Origin of the sequence: Mycobacterium decipiens (assembly GCF_963853665.1) — a bacterium.
GTDB lineage: Bacteria > Actinomycetota > Actinomycetes > Mycobacteriales > Mycobacteriaceae > Mycobacterium > Mycobacterium decipiens.
Genome location: NZ_OY970459.1, coordinates 4930782 through 4947785, shown reverse-complemented (window position 1 = coordinate 4947785; position 17004 = coordinate 4930782). Strand labels below are relative to the sequence as shown.

Annotated in this window: 12 protein-coding genes, 1 tRNA gene and 1 pseudogene; 6 read left to right on the top strand and 8 right to left on the bottom strand. The window is 69.1% G+C overall.

Annotated elements, in window-relative coordinates:
• Positions 1-11: 11 nt before the first annotated feature.
• A complete protein-coding gene (locus AADZ55_RS21790; RefSeq protein ID WP_085327625.1) occupies positions 12-1049 on the bottom strand; it encodes a PAS domain-containing protein in 1038 nt (345 codons plus the stop codon).
• 47 nt (positions 1050-1096) lie between these two features.
• Here AADZ55_RS21790 and AADZ55_RS21785 point away from each other — a divergent pair, with 47 nt between their 5' ends.
• Complete coding sequence (locus AADZ55_RS21785) at positions 1097-1414, top strand: hypothetical protein (protein WP_085327626.1); 318 nt, start codon at positions 1097-1099, stop codon at positions 1412-1414.
• Positions 1415-1984: 570 nt separating this feature from the next.
• Here AADZ55_RS21785 and AADZ55_RS23680 read toward each other — a convergent pair.
• The 5 genes and pseudogenes from AADZ55_RS23680 to AADZ55_RS21770 form a co-directional block, all read right to left on the bottom strand.
• Complete coding sequence (locus AADZ55_RS23680; RefSeq protein WP_242670389.1) at positions 1985-2224, bottom strand: hypothetical protein; 240 nt, start codon at positions 2222-2224, stop codon at positions 1985-1987.
• Entirely contained in the window at positions 2221-2361 is a 141-nt protein-coding gene (locus AADZ55_RS23675; protein ID WP_242670390.1) for a hypothetical protein, read from the bottom strand. The genes AADZ55_RS23680 and AADZ55_RS23675 overlap by 4 nt, the downstream gene beginning before the upstream one ends.
• Positions 2362-2392: 31 nt before the next feature.
• Positions 2393-2536 (bottom strand): annotated as a pseudogene (locus AADZ55_RS23670) (PE family protein); the annotation flags it as partial.
• 215 nt (positions 2537-2751) lie between these two features.
• Entirely contained in the window at positions 2752-5319 is a 2568-nt protein-coding gene (locus tag AADZ55_RS21775; RefSeq protein WP_341286239.1) for a PE family protein, read from the bottom strand.
• A 148-nt stretch (positions 5320-5467) separates the two neighbouring features.
• Positions 5468-7783, bottom strand: coding sequence for a DEAD/DEAH box helicase (locus AADZ55_RS21770; RefSeq protein ID WP_085325228.1), 2316 nt, complete (start codon positions 7781-7783; stop codon positions 5468-5470).
• A gap of 248 nt (positions 7784-8031) precedes the next feature.
• Here AADZ55_RS21770 and cspA point away from each other — a divergent pair, with 248 nt between their 5' ends.
• The 3 genes from cspA to topA all read left to right on the top strand — a co-directional run bounded on the left by cspA (position 8032) and on the right by topA (position 11966).
• Positions 8032-8235: a cold shock protein CspA gene (gene cspA, locus AADZ55_RS21765; protein WP_003419650.1), complete on the top strand. Its 204-nt coding sequence runs from the start codon at positions 8032-8034 to the stop codon at positions 8233-8235.
• A gap of 135 nt (positions 8236-8370) precedes the next feature.
• The gene (locus tag AADZ55_RS21760) at positions 8371-8949 is read left to right on the top strand and encodes a hypothetical protein (protein ID WP_085325229.1); all 579 of its coding nucleotides are present in this window, start codon (positions 8371-8373) and stop codon (positions 8947-8949) included.
• A 239-nt stretch (positions 8950-9188) separates the two neighbouring features.
• Positions 9189-11966: a type I DNA topoisomerase gene (gene topA / locus AADZ55_RS21755; protein WP_085325230.1), complete on the top strand. Its 2778-nt coding sequence runs from the start codon at positions 9189-9191 to the stop codon at positions 11964-11966.
• 20 nt (positions 11967-11986) lie between these two features.
• Here the strand turns inward: topA and AADZ55_RS21750 are convergent, their stop codons facing one another.
• Entirely contained in the window at positions 11987-13666 is a 1680-nt protein-coding gene (locus AADZ55_RS21750) for an adenylate/guanylate cyclase domain-containing protein (RefSeq protein WP_119184969.1), read from the bottom strand.
• A gap of 85 nt (positions 13667-13751) precedes the next feature.
• Here AADZ55_RS21750 and AADZ55_RS21745 point away from each other — a divergent pair, with 85 nt between their 5' ends.
• Together AADZ55_RS21745 and AADZ55_RS21740 are read left to right on the top strand one after the other, a co-directional pair.
• Positions 13752-14957 carry a DNA polymerase III subunit delta' gene (locus AADZ55_RS21745; protein WP_085325325.1) on the top strand — a complete coding sequence of 402 codons (1206 nt, stop codon included), beginning with the start codon at positions 13752-13754 and terminating at the stop codon, positions 14955-14957.
• Between the two features lie 93 nt (positions 14958-15050).
• Positions 15051-15126, top strand: a tRNA-Thr gene (locus tag AADZ55_RS21740).
• Positions 15127-15191: 65 nt separating this feature from the next.
• Here the strand turns inward: AADZ55_RS21740 and AADZ55_RS21735 are convergent.
• Entirely contained in the window at positions 15192-16979 is a 1788-nt protein-coding gene (locus AADZ55_RS21735) for a hypothetical protein (protein WP_085325232.1), read from the bottom strand.
• Positions 16980-17004: the final 25 nt, after the last annotated feature.

The following is a 17004-nucleotide window of genomic DNA, read 5'->3' as shown; positions in this document are numbered from 1 at the left end:
CGGCCTGGCGATTAGGTCGTGTCGTCAGTTGCTTTCGACAGCCCCGCATCGGCGAGTTCTTCATCGGTGGGCAATCGCAGGGACACCAATCCGGCGAAGGTATCCGGTTCGAGCTCGATCCTGTTGACGGTGACATGGACCGGCACCCAATCGACGTCGTGCCCGGGCAGCCGCAATACATGACAGGCTGATCCGTTGGCGAATTCCTTTATCATGGCATCGATCACGTGCTGGTCGTCGGGATGTAGCCGTGGCCCTTCGGCCGCGCTGCCCCGCCAATCGTAGAAGGAGCAGGGCTCGTCGAGCCATTTCAGCAGGGTCCAGCTTTTTAGATCGATGAGCGCCCGGTGGACCCCGGCCTGCGCCAGCCCGTTGAGGATTCGCTGCGCCAAGTTGTCGACCGCTACCGCGCGGTCCTTGAACTCAGCACGCCAGTTCATCGCTCGGGCGACCAGGTGCTCGCGACCATCCGGTCCCGGCTCCAGCGCGCTTCGCGCGACGAAACCGATCCGGATAGGTGTTCCTTGCCAATCGGTGAGATCCCATGTGCTGCACAAAGTTTGTCCTGGCTCTGGTTTGACAGCCATGGTAAGGACCTTGGTTTCGTTCGGATTGAGTTCGCGTGACGGCAGATCTTCAGCGAAGGCCCTGCCGTAGGTGACCTCGATCTCGGGATTCTTGCCGCTGTTGGCCAGAGACTCCGGGGTGTCGGTGGCGACGCCGCGGGTTAGGTCCCACTTCAGCGGGCCAGGGGTCGGCCGTTCGGGCGGTTTCGCATCGGCAGGGCCGCTCCACACATGCACGCCGTGCACGCGTCCGTCGGACATCGTCACCGGCTCGGTGCGGATCACGCGATCGCTCTTGGGAGTGATGCTGGTCAGGCTCTGGCCGGTCTGCAGCGTCTCGGCGATCGCTGTGCGGACCGCGGCCAAATAGGGACTGCGACGCAAGAACGTGGTGATAGGGACAAGCTTCTTTAGCTCACGCCCCTGCGCTACCACGGCCGGTTCGTCCCCCAGCGTCTCCACGAGCAGCCAGTCGTGGGTCATGCGAGCAGTCTACGGCCGCGATGCCGCATTGACACGCCGGGGTGCCGATGGTGGTCATCGAGGGAATTCCGTTGCAGGACAGCGCATGCGTGTGGGGGCGGGGTGTGGGGCGGCGCCAGCTACGCCAACCCGGTCAAACCGTCCTCGCCGTCCCGCTCACCGCCGGTGCGGTCGCTGCCGGTGACATCGAGAAGGCTATTGCCGATGTGGCGCCCCGCGTTGCCGCTGGTACCGCCGGTGCCGCCGCTGTTGCCGCTGGCGGCGTACCCGCCCGCGCCGCCGTTTCCGCCGGCTTGTCCGATGGCGGGCGACGGCCCACCGGGAAGCCAGCCCTGACCGGACCCACCGCTTGGTGGTTGCCGTGATCGGCCCAGCCGGAGCCTTCAGCATGTTGCCTGGTGATTTGCGTATCTCACTTGGCGCCAGGTAGTTTCGTGTTGCGCCTACGATGCCGGGACGCGAATCGGATGACTACTCCGAGCGTCTGTTGCGATGTGTGATGGCAGTCGGCATTCCTTCAGTAGCAAGGAATTGCGTGGTTGTGGCGTCCGCAGTGCAGGTCCGTGTGGTCGGCCCCAATCCCGTTCGGCCGATCTTGCCCGCCAACATGGGTGGCTACGGCAAACCGTTGATTCCGTTCTGGCCCAATAGCAACCCCGCCGCTGCCGCCGTTTCCGGTCTTGCCTGGCATCGTGGTGGTCCCGCCGTTGCCGCCCAGCGGGCACCTGGTCTGTGTCTGGACGGCCGCGTTGACGGCGTGAGCTGCTCTAATGCTGCAGGGTCTGCACCGAATCGGCCATCAACGCAGCGCTGGCCGGCTAGGGCAACCCGTTGAGTCCGTCTAGGCCCGCAGCAGCCCGCTGCCGCCGCCGGTGTGCCAGGGCTGCCCGCGGCCGGGCCGGTCCCGCCGTTGCCGAATAGCACAGCGTTGCCGCCTACACCGCCGTCACCACCGATAGTGCCGCCCTGGCCGCCGGCCCCGCCCGCGCCGCCGCCGCCCAGAAGTTGGCCGGCCTGGCCGCCGGCCCCGCCGAAGTTGGCAGCGGAGTTCCCGCTGGTCCCGCCATTCCCGCCGTTGAGGCCGGGCGCGCCGGAGCCGCCGGCCCCGCCGTCGCCGGATAACCAGCCGCCGGGCGCGCCGTCCTGCCCGGTACCCGGGGTCGCGCTGGCGTCATTTGCCGATCAGCGGACGTCCGGTGAGCGCCAGGCCGGGCGCATTGATCAGGTTGAGCAGTTCTCGCTGCGCAGGCTCTAGGGGGTTGGCTAAAATTGCCGCACCATTTGCGGCCGCTGCGCTGATAGCCCTGGACATGGCTGGAGAACAGCGCCGCGATCGCCGCAGACACTTCATCCTCGGCCGCGGCCAGCACCGCCGTTGTCTGGGTCGCCGCGGCCGAAACGTTGGCCGCGCTAAGCAACGAGCCCAGAGTGGTCAAATCTGTTGCCGCTGCTCCCAGTAGCTTCGGGACTGCGATGACATATGACATGTGACACCTTCCGACGGGGTCACGAGAATCGGGCTAGTGTCCGACCACCACCAAAACTGTGGGGTGAATGGCAGCGGATGGCGCTAGCAGCCAAGACGTCCCAGGCTTGTCCGGATTCTCGATCTCACTGGCACGTCCGAGAATCCGCGGACTTGCGGATCGACGCTGTCGGCGCAGGCGGGCGCGTCCCGAAAGCCACAAGCGGAGCCCGGCGCTTACGGCAACCCGCTTAGCCCGTCCGCGCCAAATAACGGGCCCGAGGAGCCGCCGGTGCCGGGGTCACCCGACGCCAGTCCCCCGATCCCGCCGTTGCCGCCATTACCGCCGTTGCCGATCACCAGGGCGTTGCCCCCGACGCCACCGGTACCGCCGGTACCTGTGACGGGCCTACCCTCGCCGCCGGAGCCGCCGGCCCCGCCGTTGCCGTTCAGCAAGCCGGCCTTGCCGCCGGCCCCGCCGTCGCCTGCAGTTGTGCCAATTCCGCCGGCCCCGCCCGTTCCCCCGTAACCAAGCAGGATCGCGTCGCCGCCGGTCCCGCCGTTACCTCCGATGCCCGAGCCGAACCCGCCGTCGCCGCCTGTCCCTCCGCTGCCGAACAGCAGGCCGGCGTTGCCACCGTGGCCGCCGGCCCCGCCAGTGCCCCCCGAGACTCCGCCCGCGCCGCCTGCCCCGCCGCTGCCGAACAGTTGGCCGGCGCTGCCGCCCGTGCCGCCATCCCCGCCGGCGGTGGGGCCGAGCCCGCCGCTCCCGCCGGCGCCGCCGGGGCCGCCGAACAGGCCCGCATTGCCGCCAGCTCCGCCCGCGCCGCCCCCAGCGGTGTCGCTGATCCCGCCTGCTCCGCCGGCCCCGCCGCCGGCGCCGACCAGCCCGCCGAGCAGGCCGCCGGCTCCGCCGGCCCCGCCGGCTCCGCCGAGTCCGGTCAGACCGGCGCCGCCGCCCCCGCCGGTCCCGCCAGCGCCGAACAGCCTGCTCGTCCCGCCGGCCCCGCCGTCCCCACCGTTCCCGCTCGATGAGGCTCCGCCGGCGCCGCCGACCCCGCCGGTGCCGGACAGCCATCCGCCGGCCCCGCCCTCGCCGCCCGCCCCGGCGGTACCAACCGCGATGTTGCCGCCGGCACCGCCGGACCCGCCGGCGCCCACCAACCCGGCGGCCCCGCCGTTACCGCCGGGCAGGCCCGCCCCACCCGAGCCGCCGGCCCCGCCGTCGCCGAGCAACCACCCACCGGGCGCGCCGTTTGCCCCGGTGCCGGCCAGCCCGGGTGCGCCGCCACCGATCAGCGGGCGCCCGGTGGCTGCCTGGATGGGCGCGTTGATCGCGCCTAGCGCCTGTTGTTGCAGGGTGTGTAGTGGCGAGGCGCTGGCGGGGGCGTTGAAGCCGTCCAGACCCAACAGCAACCCGGCGGTGCCTCCAACGCCGATGCTGCCCGTCGTCGTGCCGGTCCCGCCGATGCCGGCGTTGCCGCCGTTGCCGATCAGCACGCCGTTGCCGCCGGCCCCGCCGGCACCGCCGTTGTTGGTCGTGCTGGATCCGCCGGCCCCGCCGGCCCCGCCGTTGCCGATGCCTAAGCCGGCCGTGCCGCCTGCCCCGCCGATCCCACCGACGCCCGTCTCGCTGGCGCCGCCGGCGCCGCCGATCCCGCCGCTGCCGAGCAGCGTGGCGCGGCCGCCGGCGCCGCCGTCACCGCCAGCCGTTGCCCCGAATCCGCCGGCTCCGCCCGCCCCGCCGCTAGACATCAGCAGGCCGGCATTGCCACCGGCTCCGCCGGTCCCGCCGGCAGTTTCGCTGGACCCGCCGGCTCCACCCGCGCCGCCACCGCCGAACAGCAGGCCGGCGTTCCCGCCGGTCCCGCCGTCCCCGCCGGGTAGTGCCTGGCCGAAACCGCCGTCCCCGCCGGCGCCTCCGGCGCCGGCGAGTAGGCCACCGTTCCCGCCGGCCCCACCGATACCCCCAGCGGTCGCAAGGCTCCCCGCGCCACCAACACCGCCATTGCCGCCGCCGGCGCCGACGAGCCCGCCCAGGAGCCCGCCGGTCCCGCCGGCCCCGCCGTTTCCGCCGGCCCCGAGGGAGCCGATCCCGCCGGCGCCACCGGCTCCGCCGCCGCCCAACAGCCCGCCGGCCCCGCCGGTGCCGCCGGCCCCGCCGGCCCCGCCGGTCACGGCAGGGAAGCCGACCCCGCCGGCGCCACCGGCCCCACCGTCGCCGGACACCAGTCCGCCGGCCCCGCCGGTCCCGCCCGCTCCTGCGGTGCCGTCTATTAAGCTCCCGCCGGCCCCGCCGGCCCCGCCGGTGCCAAGAAGACCGGCCGCCCCGCCGTTGCCGCCCTTTTGGCCCGCCGCGCCCGAGCCGCCGGCCCCGCCGTCGCCGAGCAGCCAGCCGCCCGGCCGCCCGTCCGCCCCGGTGCCCGGGGCGCCGTTGGCGCCATTGCCGATCAGCGGGCGCCCGGTCAGCGCCAGAACCGGGCCGTTGATCGCGTTGAGCAGCGGGTCGGCTATTGACGCGGCACTGGCGGCCTCGGCACTGGCATAGGCCGCCGAACTTGCGGACAGGGCCCGCACAAACTGGGCTTGAAACGCCGCGGCCTGCGCGCTGATCGCCTGATAGCTCTGGCCGTGAGCGGAGAACAGTGCCGCAATAGCCGCTGATACCTCATCTTCGGCCGCCGCGAGCACCGTTGTCGTCTGAGTCGCCGCGGCCGTGTTGGCCGCGCTCACTGCTGAGCCGAGATTGGCCAGATCCGTTGCCGCTGACCCCAGGAACTCTGGCACCGCGAGGACAAATGACATCTCAGCCCCCCCTAGGCCTCGACGACCCGGCTTGAGCCCGGATCACCGTCGAAGTACTCCGCAGACTGCACCGTAGCGCGGTATGGCGCAGCCCATCCGTGGTTTCGCCAAGATTTCCACCGCTGGTCACGGTGCGCTGTCCGGCGGCTCAGCGCGCCTCGTCGCCCAACTCCGCGAGCACCATCCGCAGCACCCGCACCGCACCGGCCTTGTCCAGCGGGTCGTTGCCGTTACCGCACTTGGGGGACTGCACACACGACGGGCATCCGCTGGGGCAGTCACACGCCGCGATGGCCGCGGCCGTCGCATGCAACCAGGTGCGGGCCTGTCGAAACCCACGTTCGGCGAATCCCGCCCCGCCCGGATAGCCGTCGTAGACAAAGACACTGGGCAGCCCGTCGGGACCGATCGCGGTGGACAAGCCGCCGATGTCGCCGCGGTCGCAGCTGGCCACCAACGGCAGCAGCCCGATCGCCGCGTGTTCGGCGGCGTGCAGCGACCCGGGAATCCGCGGCGCCTCAATGCCGTTGCAGCCCAACGCATCGGCGGTGACGGTGTACATGACCGCGGTGGTGGGCAACACCTGTTCCGGTAGGTCCAGCTCGACGAAGTCGATCACCTCTCCGGACAGCCGGCGGCGCAGGTAGCCGATGACCTGATGGGTGACCGTCACCGGCACCAAACCCAGGGTGACGGGCCCGAAAGCCAACCGCTCACCGGGTCCGGTGACCGCGATGTCGGTGACCTCACGCGCGTAGGTCGCATAGTCGGGATCTTCGAAGTGTACGAACGCGATTCCGTCCTGGAAATCCAGCGAGTCGACGACATAGCTCTCACCTTGGTGCAGGTACACCGCCCCCGGGTGCACCGACGCCGGGGCCTGACCGATGCCGACGCTACCCAGCAGCCGCCCGGTGTCGGTCTCCACGATGACGATCTGGCCGCCAGCCGAACCCCGAATATCCACCGCCGCGTGCGGTTGTACTCCGGGTGATGGAAAGTACTTGCCGGACCGTTGCCGCAACAGCCCGTCGTCGACCAGGCCCTCGGCCACCTGCTCGGCGCCCCACGATCGGATCTCGGCGTCGTCGAGCGGTAGTTCGGTGGCCGCACAAAGGAGTTGGGGGCCCAATAGATGGGGGTTGGCCGGATCGATCACGACCCGCTCCACCGGCTTGTCCAGCAGCGCACCAGGGTGGTGGACCAGATAGGTGTCCAGCGGATCGTCGCGAGCGATCAGCACCACCAGCGCGCCCTGCCCGCGTCGGCCCGACCGGCCAGCCTGCTGCCAGAACGATGCAACCGTCCCCGGAAAGCCGGCCTGCACCACCGCGTCCAGCCCGGCGATATCCACACCCAGCTCCAGCGCGGTGGTGGTGGCCAGACCGCGCAGCCGGCCTTCGACCAGGCCCTGGTGCAGCGCGCTGCGGTCCTCGGCGAGATAACCGGCCCGATACGACGCCACCGCGTCGGACAGTTCCGGGGCGATGTCGCCCAGCCGGGCCCGGGCACCCAGCGCGGTCAGTTCCGCCGCGCGCCGCGATCGCACGAACGTCAAGGTCTGCGCGCCCTCGGCAATCAGGTCGGCCATCACTCGCGCCGCCTCGGCGCCGGCCGACCGCCGCACCGGGGCGCCATGCTCGCCGGTCAGGTCGGTCCGTAGCGCGGGCTCCCACAACGCCACCGTGCGGGCCCCTTGCGGTGAGCCGTCTTCGGTGACCTCCTCGACCGGCTGACCGATGAGTTCTGCGGCCGTGGTGCCCGGCGACGCCGTCGTCGCGCTGGCGAAGATGACCGTCGGGTAAGCCGAGTAACGGGCGCACAACCGCAGCAGCCGGCGCAACACCATCGCCACATTCGAGCCGAAAACGCCACGGTAGTAATGACATTCATCGATGATCACGAAACGAAGGTTTCGTAACAGGACAGCCCAGCGCGCATGGTTTCGAAGCACCGACAGGTGGGTCATGTCGGGGTTGGAGAACAGCCACCGGGAGCGCTCGCGCGCGAAACGGCGCACTTCGTCGGGACTGTCGCCGTCATAGGCCGTCGGCGCGACGTCAGCCAGCCGCGGAACGGCTGCAGCCAGCGTGTGGGCGGCGCGCAACTGATCGTGACCAAGCGCTTTCGTCGGCGACAAATACAACGCCCGGGCCCGGGGGTCGGTTGCCAGCGTGTTGAGCACCGGAAGTTGATAGGCCAGCGACTTGCCCGATGCGGTACCGGTGCTCACCACGACATGACGGCCGCTATGGGCCACCTGAGCGGCCTCGAGCTGGTGTGACCACGGCGAGACGATGCCGCGGTCGACAAACGCGCCAACCACGTCGGGCTCGGCCCATTCCGGCCAACCGCGCGGTCGGCCACTGCGCGGTGGCAGCTCGGCGACATGGCGGAGCGGATGTTCGCCCGGCGGGGTTCCCGCGACCGCGGCGGCCAGCAGGTCGCTGCCGAAACTCGCCATTTGTAACCCTTCGCAAATCCGTCCACAGTTACAGGCTGTCGCCGACGCGACGAACATGATTGACTGATTGGCGGTCGCAGCTTCTGTGTTCGTGTCAAACTTTCGCAGGATCGACGTTGCGGCCGCGGTTCCTGCGAGGTTATCGGTCGGGTGAAGTTCCGGCGACTCGGCTAGGTATGGCGGTCGTAGCTGGCCCGGGGCGCCGAAAGGCGGTGCCCCGCACCCAGAAGAAAAGGAAAGATCGAGAAATGCCACAGGGAACTGTGAAGTGGTTCAACGCGGAGAAGGGGTTCGGCTTCATCGCCCCCGAGGACGGTTCCGCGGATGTGTTTGTCCACTACACGGAGATCCAGGGAACGGGCTTCCGCACCCTTGAAGAAAACCAGAAGGTCGAATTCGAGATCGGCCACAGCCCTAAGGGCCCCCAGGCCACCGGAGTCCGCTCGCTCTGAGTTACCCGCGAGCAGACGCAAAAGACCCCCAAAACGGCTCCGTTTTGGGGGTTTTGCGTCTGCTCGGCACGGCGCGTGGCCGGCGCGCCGGATGCCTGAAGCCGCCGACCGGCTCGCTGGCTTACTGTCGGTGAGGTGAGCCAGCTTTCCTTCTTCGCCGCGGAGTCGGTACCCCCCGCGGTCGCGGATCTCTCCGGGGTGCTGGCGGCCTCCGGCCAGATCGTGCTGGTGGGTTCCGGCGCTCGCCTGTCGGTGGTCGTAGAGGAGCTCTGGCGCGCATCGGCCCTGGCCGAGATGATCCAGGAAGCCGGTTTGGTACCCGAGATCGCTCGTACCGACGAAAACACCCCGCTGGTGCGGACGGCAGTTGACCCGTCGCTGTGCAGCATCGCCGCCGAGTGGACGCGCGGTGCGGTCAAGACCGTGCCCCCGCGATGGCTGCCCGGCCCCCGCGAGCTGCGCGCATGGACCCTGGCGGCGGGTAGCCCGGAAACCGATCGCTATCTGCTGGGGCTGGATCCGCACGCTCCGGACACCCATTCGCCGCTGGCGTCGGCGCTGATGCGGGTCGGGATCGCGCCCACCCTGATCGGTACCCGCGGAGGCCGGCCCGCGCTGCGGATCAGCGGTCGACGCAGGCTATCGCGCCTGGTAGAGAACGTGGGGGAACCCCCCGACAACGCCGAGGCAGCGGCGCAATGGCCTAGAGTCTAACCCGGCGACCCCGATTGCCCCAGCGAGCCGTGAGCGGCCGTTTGAGCCCGTGTTGCGGGTCACCAGTTTTGCAGTCGGTTTGCGCAGGCCCGCCCTGGGGTGCGAAATTGTCAGTTGCCCGCAGGCGAGGGAACGACGGAGTACCGGAATTGCCCACAATTCAGCAGTCGGTCGCTCCCACCACCTGCAGGGGTGGTCCCGCAACGGGGGCCGGGATAAGAGATGGAGCGTAGGCGCAGTTGGCTGAGCCGAAAACGAAGGGCCCCGGCGGCGGCAATGGGAGCGGCCGGCGGCTCGTCATTGTCGAGTCGCCCACCAAGGCGCGCAAACTAGCCTCCTACCTGGGCTCTGGCTACATCGTCGAATCCTCTCGTGGGCACATCCGCGACCTGCCGCGGGCCGCGGCCGATGTGCCGGCAAAGTACAAGTCCGAACCGTGGGCGCGGCTCGGGGTGAACGTCGACGCCGACTTCGAACCGCTCTACATCATCAGCCCCGAGAAAAAGAGCACCGTCAGCGAGCTCAAGGGCCTGCTCAACGGCGTTGACGAGCTCTATCTGGCCACGGATGGCGACCGTGAGGGCGAAGCCATCGCCTGGCATCTGCTGGAAACCCTCAAGCCGCGCGTACCGGTCAAGCGGATGGTCTTCCACGAGATCACCGAGCCGGCGATCCGCGCCGCCGCTGAGCACCCGCGCGACCTGGACATCGACCTGGTCGACGCGCAGGAGACCCGGCGCATCCTGGACCGGCTGTACGGCTACGAAGTCAGCCCGGTGCTGTGGAAGAAGGTCGCGCCCAAGTTGTCGGCGGGCCGGGTGCAGTCGGTGGCTACCCGCATCGTCGTGCAACGGGAACGCGACCGCATGGCGTTCCGCAGCGCGGCGTACTGGGACATCCTCGCCAAGCTGGATGCCAGCGTCTCCGACCCGGACGCAAAGCCGGCCAGCTTCACCGCCCGGCTGACGAGCGTGGCCGGGCGGCGCGTGGCCACCGGCCGCGATTTCGACTCGCTGGGCACGCTGCGCAAGGCCGACGAAGTGCTCGTGCTGGACGAAGCCGGTGCCAGCTCGTTGACCGCGGGTCTGGTTGGCGCGCAGCTGAGGGTGGCCTCGGCCGAGGAGAAGCCCTACACCCGGCGTCCGTACCCGCCGTTCATGACGTCCACGCTGCAGCAGGAGGCCAGCCGCAAGTTGCGGTTCTCCGCCGAGCGGACGATGAGCATCGCCCAGCGACTGTACGAGAACGGCTACATCACCTACATGCGTACCGACTCGACGACGCTGTCGGAGTCGGCGATCAGCGCCGCACGCACGCAAGCTCGTCAGCTCTACGGCGAGGAGTACGTGGCCCCCTCTCCTCGCCAATACACCCGCAAGGTGAAGAACGCACAGGAGGCGCACGAGGCCATCCGCCCCGCCGGTGAAACGTTCGCCACCCCGGACGCGGTCCGTCGTGAACTCGACGGCGACGATTTCCGGCTCTATGAGCTGATCTGGCAGCGCACCGTGGCCTCGCAGATGGCCGATGCGCGCGGCATGACGCTGAGCCTGCGGATCGCGGGTAGGTCGGGGGAGCAGGAGGTGGTGTTCTCGGCGTCCGGACGCACCCTGACTTTCGCGGGCTTCCTCAAGGCCTACGTGGAAACCGTGGACGAGCTGGTCGGCGGCGAGGCCGACGATGCCGAGCGGCAATTGCCCCACCTGACCCCGGGTCAACGGGTGGACATCGTCGAGTTGACCCCGGACGGTCACGCCACCAACCCGCCGGCCCGCTATACCGAGGCGTCACTGGTCAAAGCGCTAGAGGAACTCGGTATCGGCCGGCCGTCGACCTACTCGTCGATCACCAAGACCATCCAGGACCGCGGCTACGTGCAGAAGAAGGGCAGTGCCCTGGTGCCGTCCTGGGTGGCGTTCGCCGTAACCGGTTTGCTCGAGCAGCATTTCGGCCGGCTTGTCGACTACGACTTCACCGCGGCGATGGAAGACGAGCTGGATGAGATCGCCGCCGGCCACGAGCACCGCACCAACTGGCTTAGCAATTTCTACTTTGGTGGCGATCATGGTGTGCCCGATTCGGTAGCCCGCTCGGGTGGCCTCAAGAAGCTCGTCGGGATCAATCTCGAGGGCATCGACGCACGAGAAGTCAACTCTATCAAGCTTTTTGACGACGCCGAAGGTCGTCCCATCTATGTTCGGGTGGGCAAGAATGGTGCCTACCTGGAGCGTCTGGTGACCGGCGACACCGGCGAGCCCACACCGCAGCGGGCCAATCTCAGCGACTCGCTCACGCCCGACGAACTGACCCTGGAGTTGGCCGAAGAACTCTTCGCCACACCGCAGGAGGGTCGGGTTCTGGGTGTGGACCCCGAAACCGGTCACGAGATCGTGGCCAAGGACGGTCGGTATGGGCCCTACGTAACCGAGATCCTGCCGGAGCCGGCCGCGGCCGCTGAGGCGGTCAAGAAGGCCAAGAAGGCCGTCGGTGTGAAACCGCGCACTGGTTCGCTGCTTCGGAGCATGGACCTGCAGACGGTCACCCTCGAAGACGCGCTGAAGTTGCTGTCCCTGCCGCGTGTGGTCGGGGTGGACCCCGCTTCGGGTGAGGAGATCACCGCGCAGAACGGGCGCTATGGCCCGTACCTGAAGCGCGGCAACGATTCTCGATCGCTGGCTACCGAAGACCAGATATTCGCCATCACTCTCGACGAAGCGTTGAAGATCTACGCAGAACCGAAACGTCGTGGCCGGCAAAGCGCTTCGGCCCCGCCGCTGCGCGAGCTGGGAACCGATCCGGCGTCAGGTAAGCCGATGGTCATCAAGGACGGCCGATTCGGCCCGTACGTTACCGACGGTGAGACCAATGCCAGCCTGCGCAAGGGCGACGACGTGGCGTCGGTTACCGACGAGCGCGCCGCCGAGCTGCTGGCGGATCGCCGCGCCCGTGGTCCGGTTAAGCGATCCGCCAAGCGGACCACCAAGAAGGCGCCGGCGAAGAAGGCCGCCAAGCGGTAGCAAGGTGTTGTGTGCCGCGGTTAGCCGCGCACTTCGCTCGAGATCTGCTTGGATTCGCGGGAAACCTCGTCGGGTGCAGCCAGATTCAGCGGTCGGGCCAGCTGCGTGGGTGCCGCGCGGCCACGTAGCTCAACCACCTCGCCGACGTCCCAGCACAACGCTTCGGCGTCAAGGGCGCCGCTGACCGCGATCGCCGACGCCAGCACATGGCCTTCCTCGAGTTTGGCCAGCTCGGTGAGCCGCGCGGCCTCGTTGACTGGGTCGCCGATGACCGTGTACTCGAAGCGGGCTTGAGCGCCGATGTGGCCGGCAATGGCCCGCCCGGCCGACACGCCGATGCCGAACTCCGCGGAACCCAGCACCGGGATGAGTTCGTCGTGCAGCTCACGTGCGGCCGATAGCGCGGCACCGGCGCCATCGGGGTGTTCGATGGGTGCACCGAAGATCGCCAGCGCCGCGTCGCCCTGGAATTTGTTGACGAATCCACCGTGCCGGCCGACGGTGTCGACCACCACCCGGAAGAACTCGTTGAGCAGCTGGACGACCTCGGCGGGCGGTCGTGTCGCAGCCAGCTGCGTGGAGCCGACCAGATCCACGAACAGCACCGCCACGTCGCGTTCCTGACCGCCCAACTCGGTGCCGCGTTCTATGGCCCTTCGGGCCACATCTTCGCCGACGTAGCGGCCGAACAGGTCACGCAGCCGCTGCCGCTCGGACAGATCGCGCACCATGTCGTTGAAGCCGGCTTGCAGCAGGCCCAGTTCGCTGGCGTCATAGATCTGCATGTGGGCGTTGTAGTTGCCGCGCTGCACCTCGCTTAGCGCCCAGCGCAGCTGGCGCAACGGGTCGGCGATCGACATGGCGACCAACAGGATGCTGACCGATCCGATGCCCAACGCCGCCAACGCCATCATCAGGATGGGATTAAACATCGTCTCCGGTGTGGCATGCAGCAGGGCGATCTTGTCCGCCACGACGGCGAGCACGATCGCCAGGAGCGGCACACAGGTGGACGGAACCCAGGTCAGCATGAGTCGCAATATGACGCCGGGGGCTTTGACGTTCTCCGGCACACCCCCGCGCAGCGCCGCAACGGCCACCGGTCGCAGTATTCGCTCGGACTGCAGATAGCCGATGATGGCGGTGGCGGTGGCGCCCAATGCGGTGGCGACCGCCACGACCGGCGCCGCATGCCTGGCCACCGACCAGGTAGCGACGATGAACACCACGCCGCCGATGGTCCAGGACGCCAGGCTGTTCAGTGTGCGGTAGAACGGCATGCGCAACGCACGGCTGCGGGCCAGTTCGGTGGCGGTCGGATCGGCCGCGGCGAGCAGGTTGTCGCGGCGTTGCCAGCGGAAGACCGGCATCAGCAGCTTCAGGTTCACCACGAATCCGGCGAGGAACAAGATGATCACCGAGCTGATGAAGATCGTCAGGTTGACCGGTGGCAGATCCTCAAGCTCGACGCGGTCCTGGGGGGGCAGGCCGTAGCGCAGGAAGCCGAGCACGAACAGTGCGCCGATGATGTCGGACTGCAGCATGCTCAGCGAGAACAGCGGCCACGGGGTGCGCACCACCCACCGGACGAATGCATCGATCCGTCTGGGTAGTGCCGCCGTGGTTGCCACCAGCCCACCGTATCGGGCTGCGGGGACTCGCCGGAAACTTACGAGAGCCTCGGCACGTCGTCTGACGATGCCGAAAATCGCCAAAGATCACGGAATCATCGCGAAACGAACGCTGATCGGTATCTGTCGGGGCCGGTAGCTAGTGTTGCCGGTGATGTCTGGGGTATTTGCGCGCCTGGTAGGCCAGCAAGCGGTGGAAGCCGCATTGATCGCCGCGGCCAAGGCGGCGCGGGGTGATTCGGCTCACATCGCGGGTGGCGATGGGACTATGACACACGCATGGTTGATCACGGGTCCGCCGGGTTCTGGGCGCTCGATCGCCGCATTGTGCTTCGCGGCGGCCTTGCAATGCAGGTCGGACTCCGAGCCCGGATGTGGACGCTGCCGAGCGTGTACGACCACGCTGGCGGGCACGCACGCCGACGTGCGCCGGGTGATCCCCGAAGGCCTATCGATCGGTGTGGACGAGATGCGGGCCATCGTGCAAATCGCCGCACGCCGGCCAACTACCGGGCACTGGCAGATCGTGGTGATCGAGGATGCGGATCGGTTGACCGAAGGCGCCGCGAACGCGCTGCTGAAGGTGGTCGAGGAGCCGCCGGCGTCAACGGTGTTCCTGCTGTGCGCGCCGTCAGTGGACCCCGAGGACATCGCGGTCACGTTGCGATCCCGGTGCAGGCATGTGGCGCTGGTGACGCCGTCGACCGCGGCGATTGCCCAGGTGCTGGTGGACAGCGACGGGCTAGCGCCCGATGCGGCGAACTGGGCGGCGTCCGTCTGCGGCGGTCATGTCGGACGGGCACGCCGGTTGGCCACCGATCCGGACGCGCGGCAACGGCGCGAACAGGCGCTGGGCCTGGTGCGTGACGCGGCCACACCCGCCCGGGCGTATGCCGCCGCCGAGGCGTTGGTGGCCGCCGCCGAGACCGAGGCCCGGGAGCTGACGGCGCAGCGCGCCGAGGACGAGGCCGAAGAGCTGCGCACGGCCCTCGGCGCCGGTGGCACCGGGAAGGGCACCGGTGCGGCCTTGCGCGGCGCCACCGGTGCGATAAAGGACCTTGAACGCCGGCAGAAATCCCGTCAGACCCGGGCCTCGCGCGATGCGCTGGACCGGGCACTGATCGACCTGGCGACCTACTTCCGGGATGCGCTGGTGGTCTCGGCGAATGCCGGTGGGGTGCGGGCCAACCACCCGGATATGGCCGACCGGGTCGCGGCGCTGGCCACTCATGCCGCGCCTGAGCGGCTGCTGCGCTGCATCGAGGCGGTGCTGGCGTGCCGGGAAGCGCTGGCGGTCAACGTCAAACCCAAGTTCGCCGTCGACGCCATGGTCGCCACCGTCGGCCAGGAATTGCGCTAGCGATATCCCCTGGCGGGGCAGTCCGGACTTGGGTGGTCCCGCCCGCCTGCCGTAGACTCGTGCCGCCCGGCGTGCGGGCGCCAGCGGGGCAAAGCCGCCTTAGCTCAGTCGGTAGAGCGATTCACTCGTAATGAATAGGTCAGGAGTTCGATTCTCCTAGGCGGCTCCACTTCAGTTGCGCTCGAGTGTCACGCTGGCGTGACACTCGAGCGGGCTATGGCGACCGCGCTGAAGTCAGGCCGGCGCAAGAAATCCCACCGGCCCCGATGCGATGCACAAGGCCAACGCGGTGGTGTTGGCTCGCACGGTGATCGCCGCTCCGGCCCCGGGCAGTCGGGCGTAGACCCGGTTGAGGCCCGGATGCACCGGAACCTTCCGCTCGGGGCCATCGGATAACGACAGCGTCATCGAGCCGTTGCTGTTGGCCAGATAGTTGAGTTCGACGGTCCAATCCGCGGGCAGCAGCGGGCCATCCAGAATCAGGCGTGCCGGCCGGTCCGGCTGCGCGAAGTAGCCGCATTGCGGGGTGGGCCCGGCGACGATGGTCCGGACCCAGGTCACCTTCGCGTCGACCAGCCGGCCCGAGCTGTCGAACATTCTCAAATGCGTGGTTGCCGTGGCGAATTCGGGCCGGTCGCGCAGCAGGGCGAACATGTGACTGGCCAGGTTCTCCGGCCACGCCACCCGTTGCAACACCAGCGGATCGACCTCCTGATCCAGCAGCGGTGCGTTCGAGGCCGCACTCGCGGCGGCCAAACTGGCGCGGGCGTGCTGCAAGTATTCCTCGGCGGGGTTGTCGCGCCAGCTGACCAGAAACGTCGCCGACGAGTACAGGCTGCTGACCACAAACAACGCGGCCACAACGATTGCCGCGCCGGCGCGCATCGGCGAAGCGTCCAGCCACCGCGCGCCGACGCGACTGGGTGCGCTGAACGCGACGGCGGCCAGCAACGCCAGCACGACGACAAGATCCGGGAAATACCGCAGCGTCTGGGCCAGTTCGAGCGCGGTGAACCGCGACGAGCGCATCAGATAGATCGGGACCTGGCAGGCGACGGCGTAGCCGGCCGCGGTCAGCCACACCAAGCCGATGCGCTGTTTGCCGAGCAGCGAAACCGCCACCGCCGCAACCAGCACCAGCCAGCCGAGCACCATCGCCAGCGGCGGGGGAGTGGCCCACGGGGACGCCGGAGCCCAGCGCTCCCAGTCCCACGGCCCGCCGGCCAGCGCCGGCACGATGCCGTGGGTAACCGAGCGGCGCAGCAGATCCCACGTCATCGGCAGGTCCCAACTCCAGCGCCGCTGATCCACCACCGCCAGGTACAACACCACCCAGCCGGCGGTCAGTGCCAGTGACGCCGCCCACAATCGCGCACCGGCCCGCCACACCGTCGCCAATGCGGACCGGTCACCGCGCACGTGGCGCAGCAGTGCGGCCACCGCGAAAGCGACGAACGGGATCACCGCGGCCTTCTCGAAGAACAGCAGGCCACCGAAGTAGACCAGCACGCCGGTCACCGCGTAGCGCTGGTTGCCGGTGCGCACCAGCAGGATCGCATCGGCGCAGACCCACGCCAGCGCCGCCAGCATCGGCAGCGAGTTCAGCGCGGCCGCCCACCACGCGAACCCCGGCACCGCCAGCGGTGTGAACAGCGCGAACGTCAACGGGACCAGGAGCACCGGCCGCCAGCCCAGGATCACCTGCAGCGCGCGTAGCAGCGCCAGAGACGCCAGCAGCTGCAGCAGCACCAGGCTGATTGCCGGTCCGGTCCACACCAGGGGCGCCAGCCGGATGATGGCGCCGGCGACCAGGAAGGCCGCGGGCATCACGTGGCCGTCGTGGTCGTCGAACAGGTACGTCGGCGACAACAGGTTATGGGTGCCTGCGCGCCCGACGAGAATCAGATCGTCCCAGTAGAAGTAGCCGCCGAACGCCAGCACCGCGCGAATCCCCAGCTGCACTGTGATCAGCGCCACGGCGGCCACAGCGACCCGGGGCAGGCGGGTCGTGGCGGCGGGCATGGTTATTTCTTACCGGTCGGTATGG

Excerpts from the sequence above, each read along its gene's own strand:
- AADZ55_RS21790 (WP_085327625.1), bottom strand. The coding sequence starts at position 1,049 with ATGACCCACGACTGGCTGCTCGTGGAGACGCTGGGGGACGAACCGGCC.
- AADZ55_RS21785 (WP_085327626.1), top strand. The coding sequence starts at position 1,097 with ATGGTGGTCATCGAGGGAATTCCGTTGCAGGACAGCGCATGCGTGTGG.
- AADZ55_RS23680 (WP_242670389.1), bottom strand. The coding sequence starts at position 2,224 with ATGACGCCAGCGCGACCCCGGGTACCGGGCAGGACGGCGCGCCCGGCG.
- AADZ55_RS23675 (WP_242670390.1), bottom strand. The coding sequence starts at position 2,361 with ATGTCCAGGGCTATCAGCGCAGCGGCCGCAAATGGTGCGGCAATTTTA.
- AADZ55_RS21775 (WP_341286239.1), bottom strand. The coding sequence starts at position 5,319 with ATGTCATTTGTCCTCGCGGTGCCAGAGTTCCTGGGGTCAGCGGCAACG.
- AADZ55_RS21770 (WP_085325228.1), bottom strand. The coding sequence starts at position 7,783 with ATGGCGAGTTTCGGCAGCGACCTGCTGGCCGCCGCGGTCGCGGGAACC.
- cspA (WP_003419650.1), top strand. The coding sequence starts at position 8,032 with ATGCCACAGGGAACTGTGAAGTGGTTCAACGCGGAGAAGGGGTTCGGC.
- AADZ55_RS21745 (WP_085325325.1), top strand. The coding sequence starts at position 13,752 with ATGTCTGGGGTATTTGCGCGCCTGGTAGGCCAGCAAGCGGTGGAAGCC.
- AADZ55_RS21735 (WP_085325232.1), bottom strand. The coding sequence starts at position 16,979 with ATGCCCGCCGCCACGACCCGCCTGCCCCGGGTCGCTGTGGCCGCCGTG.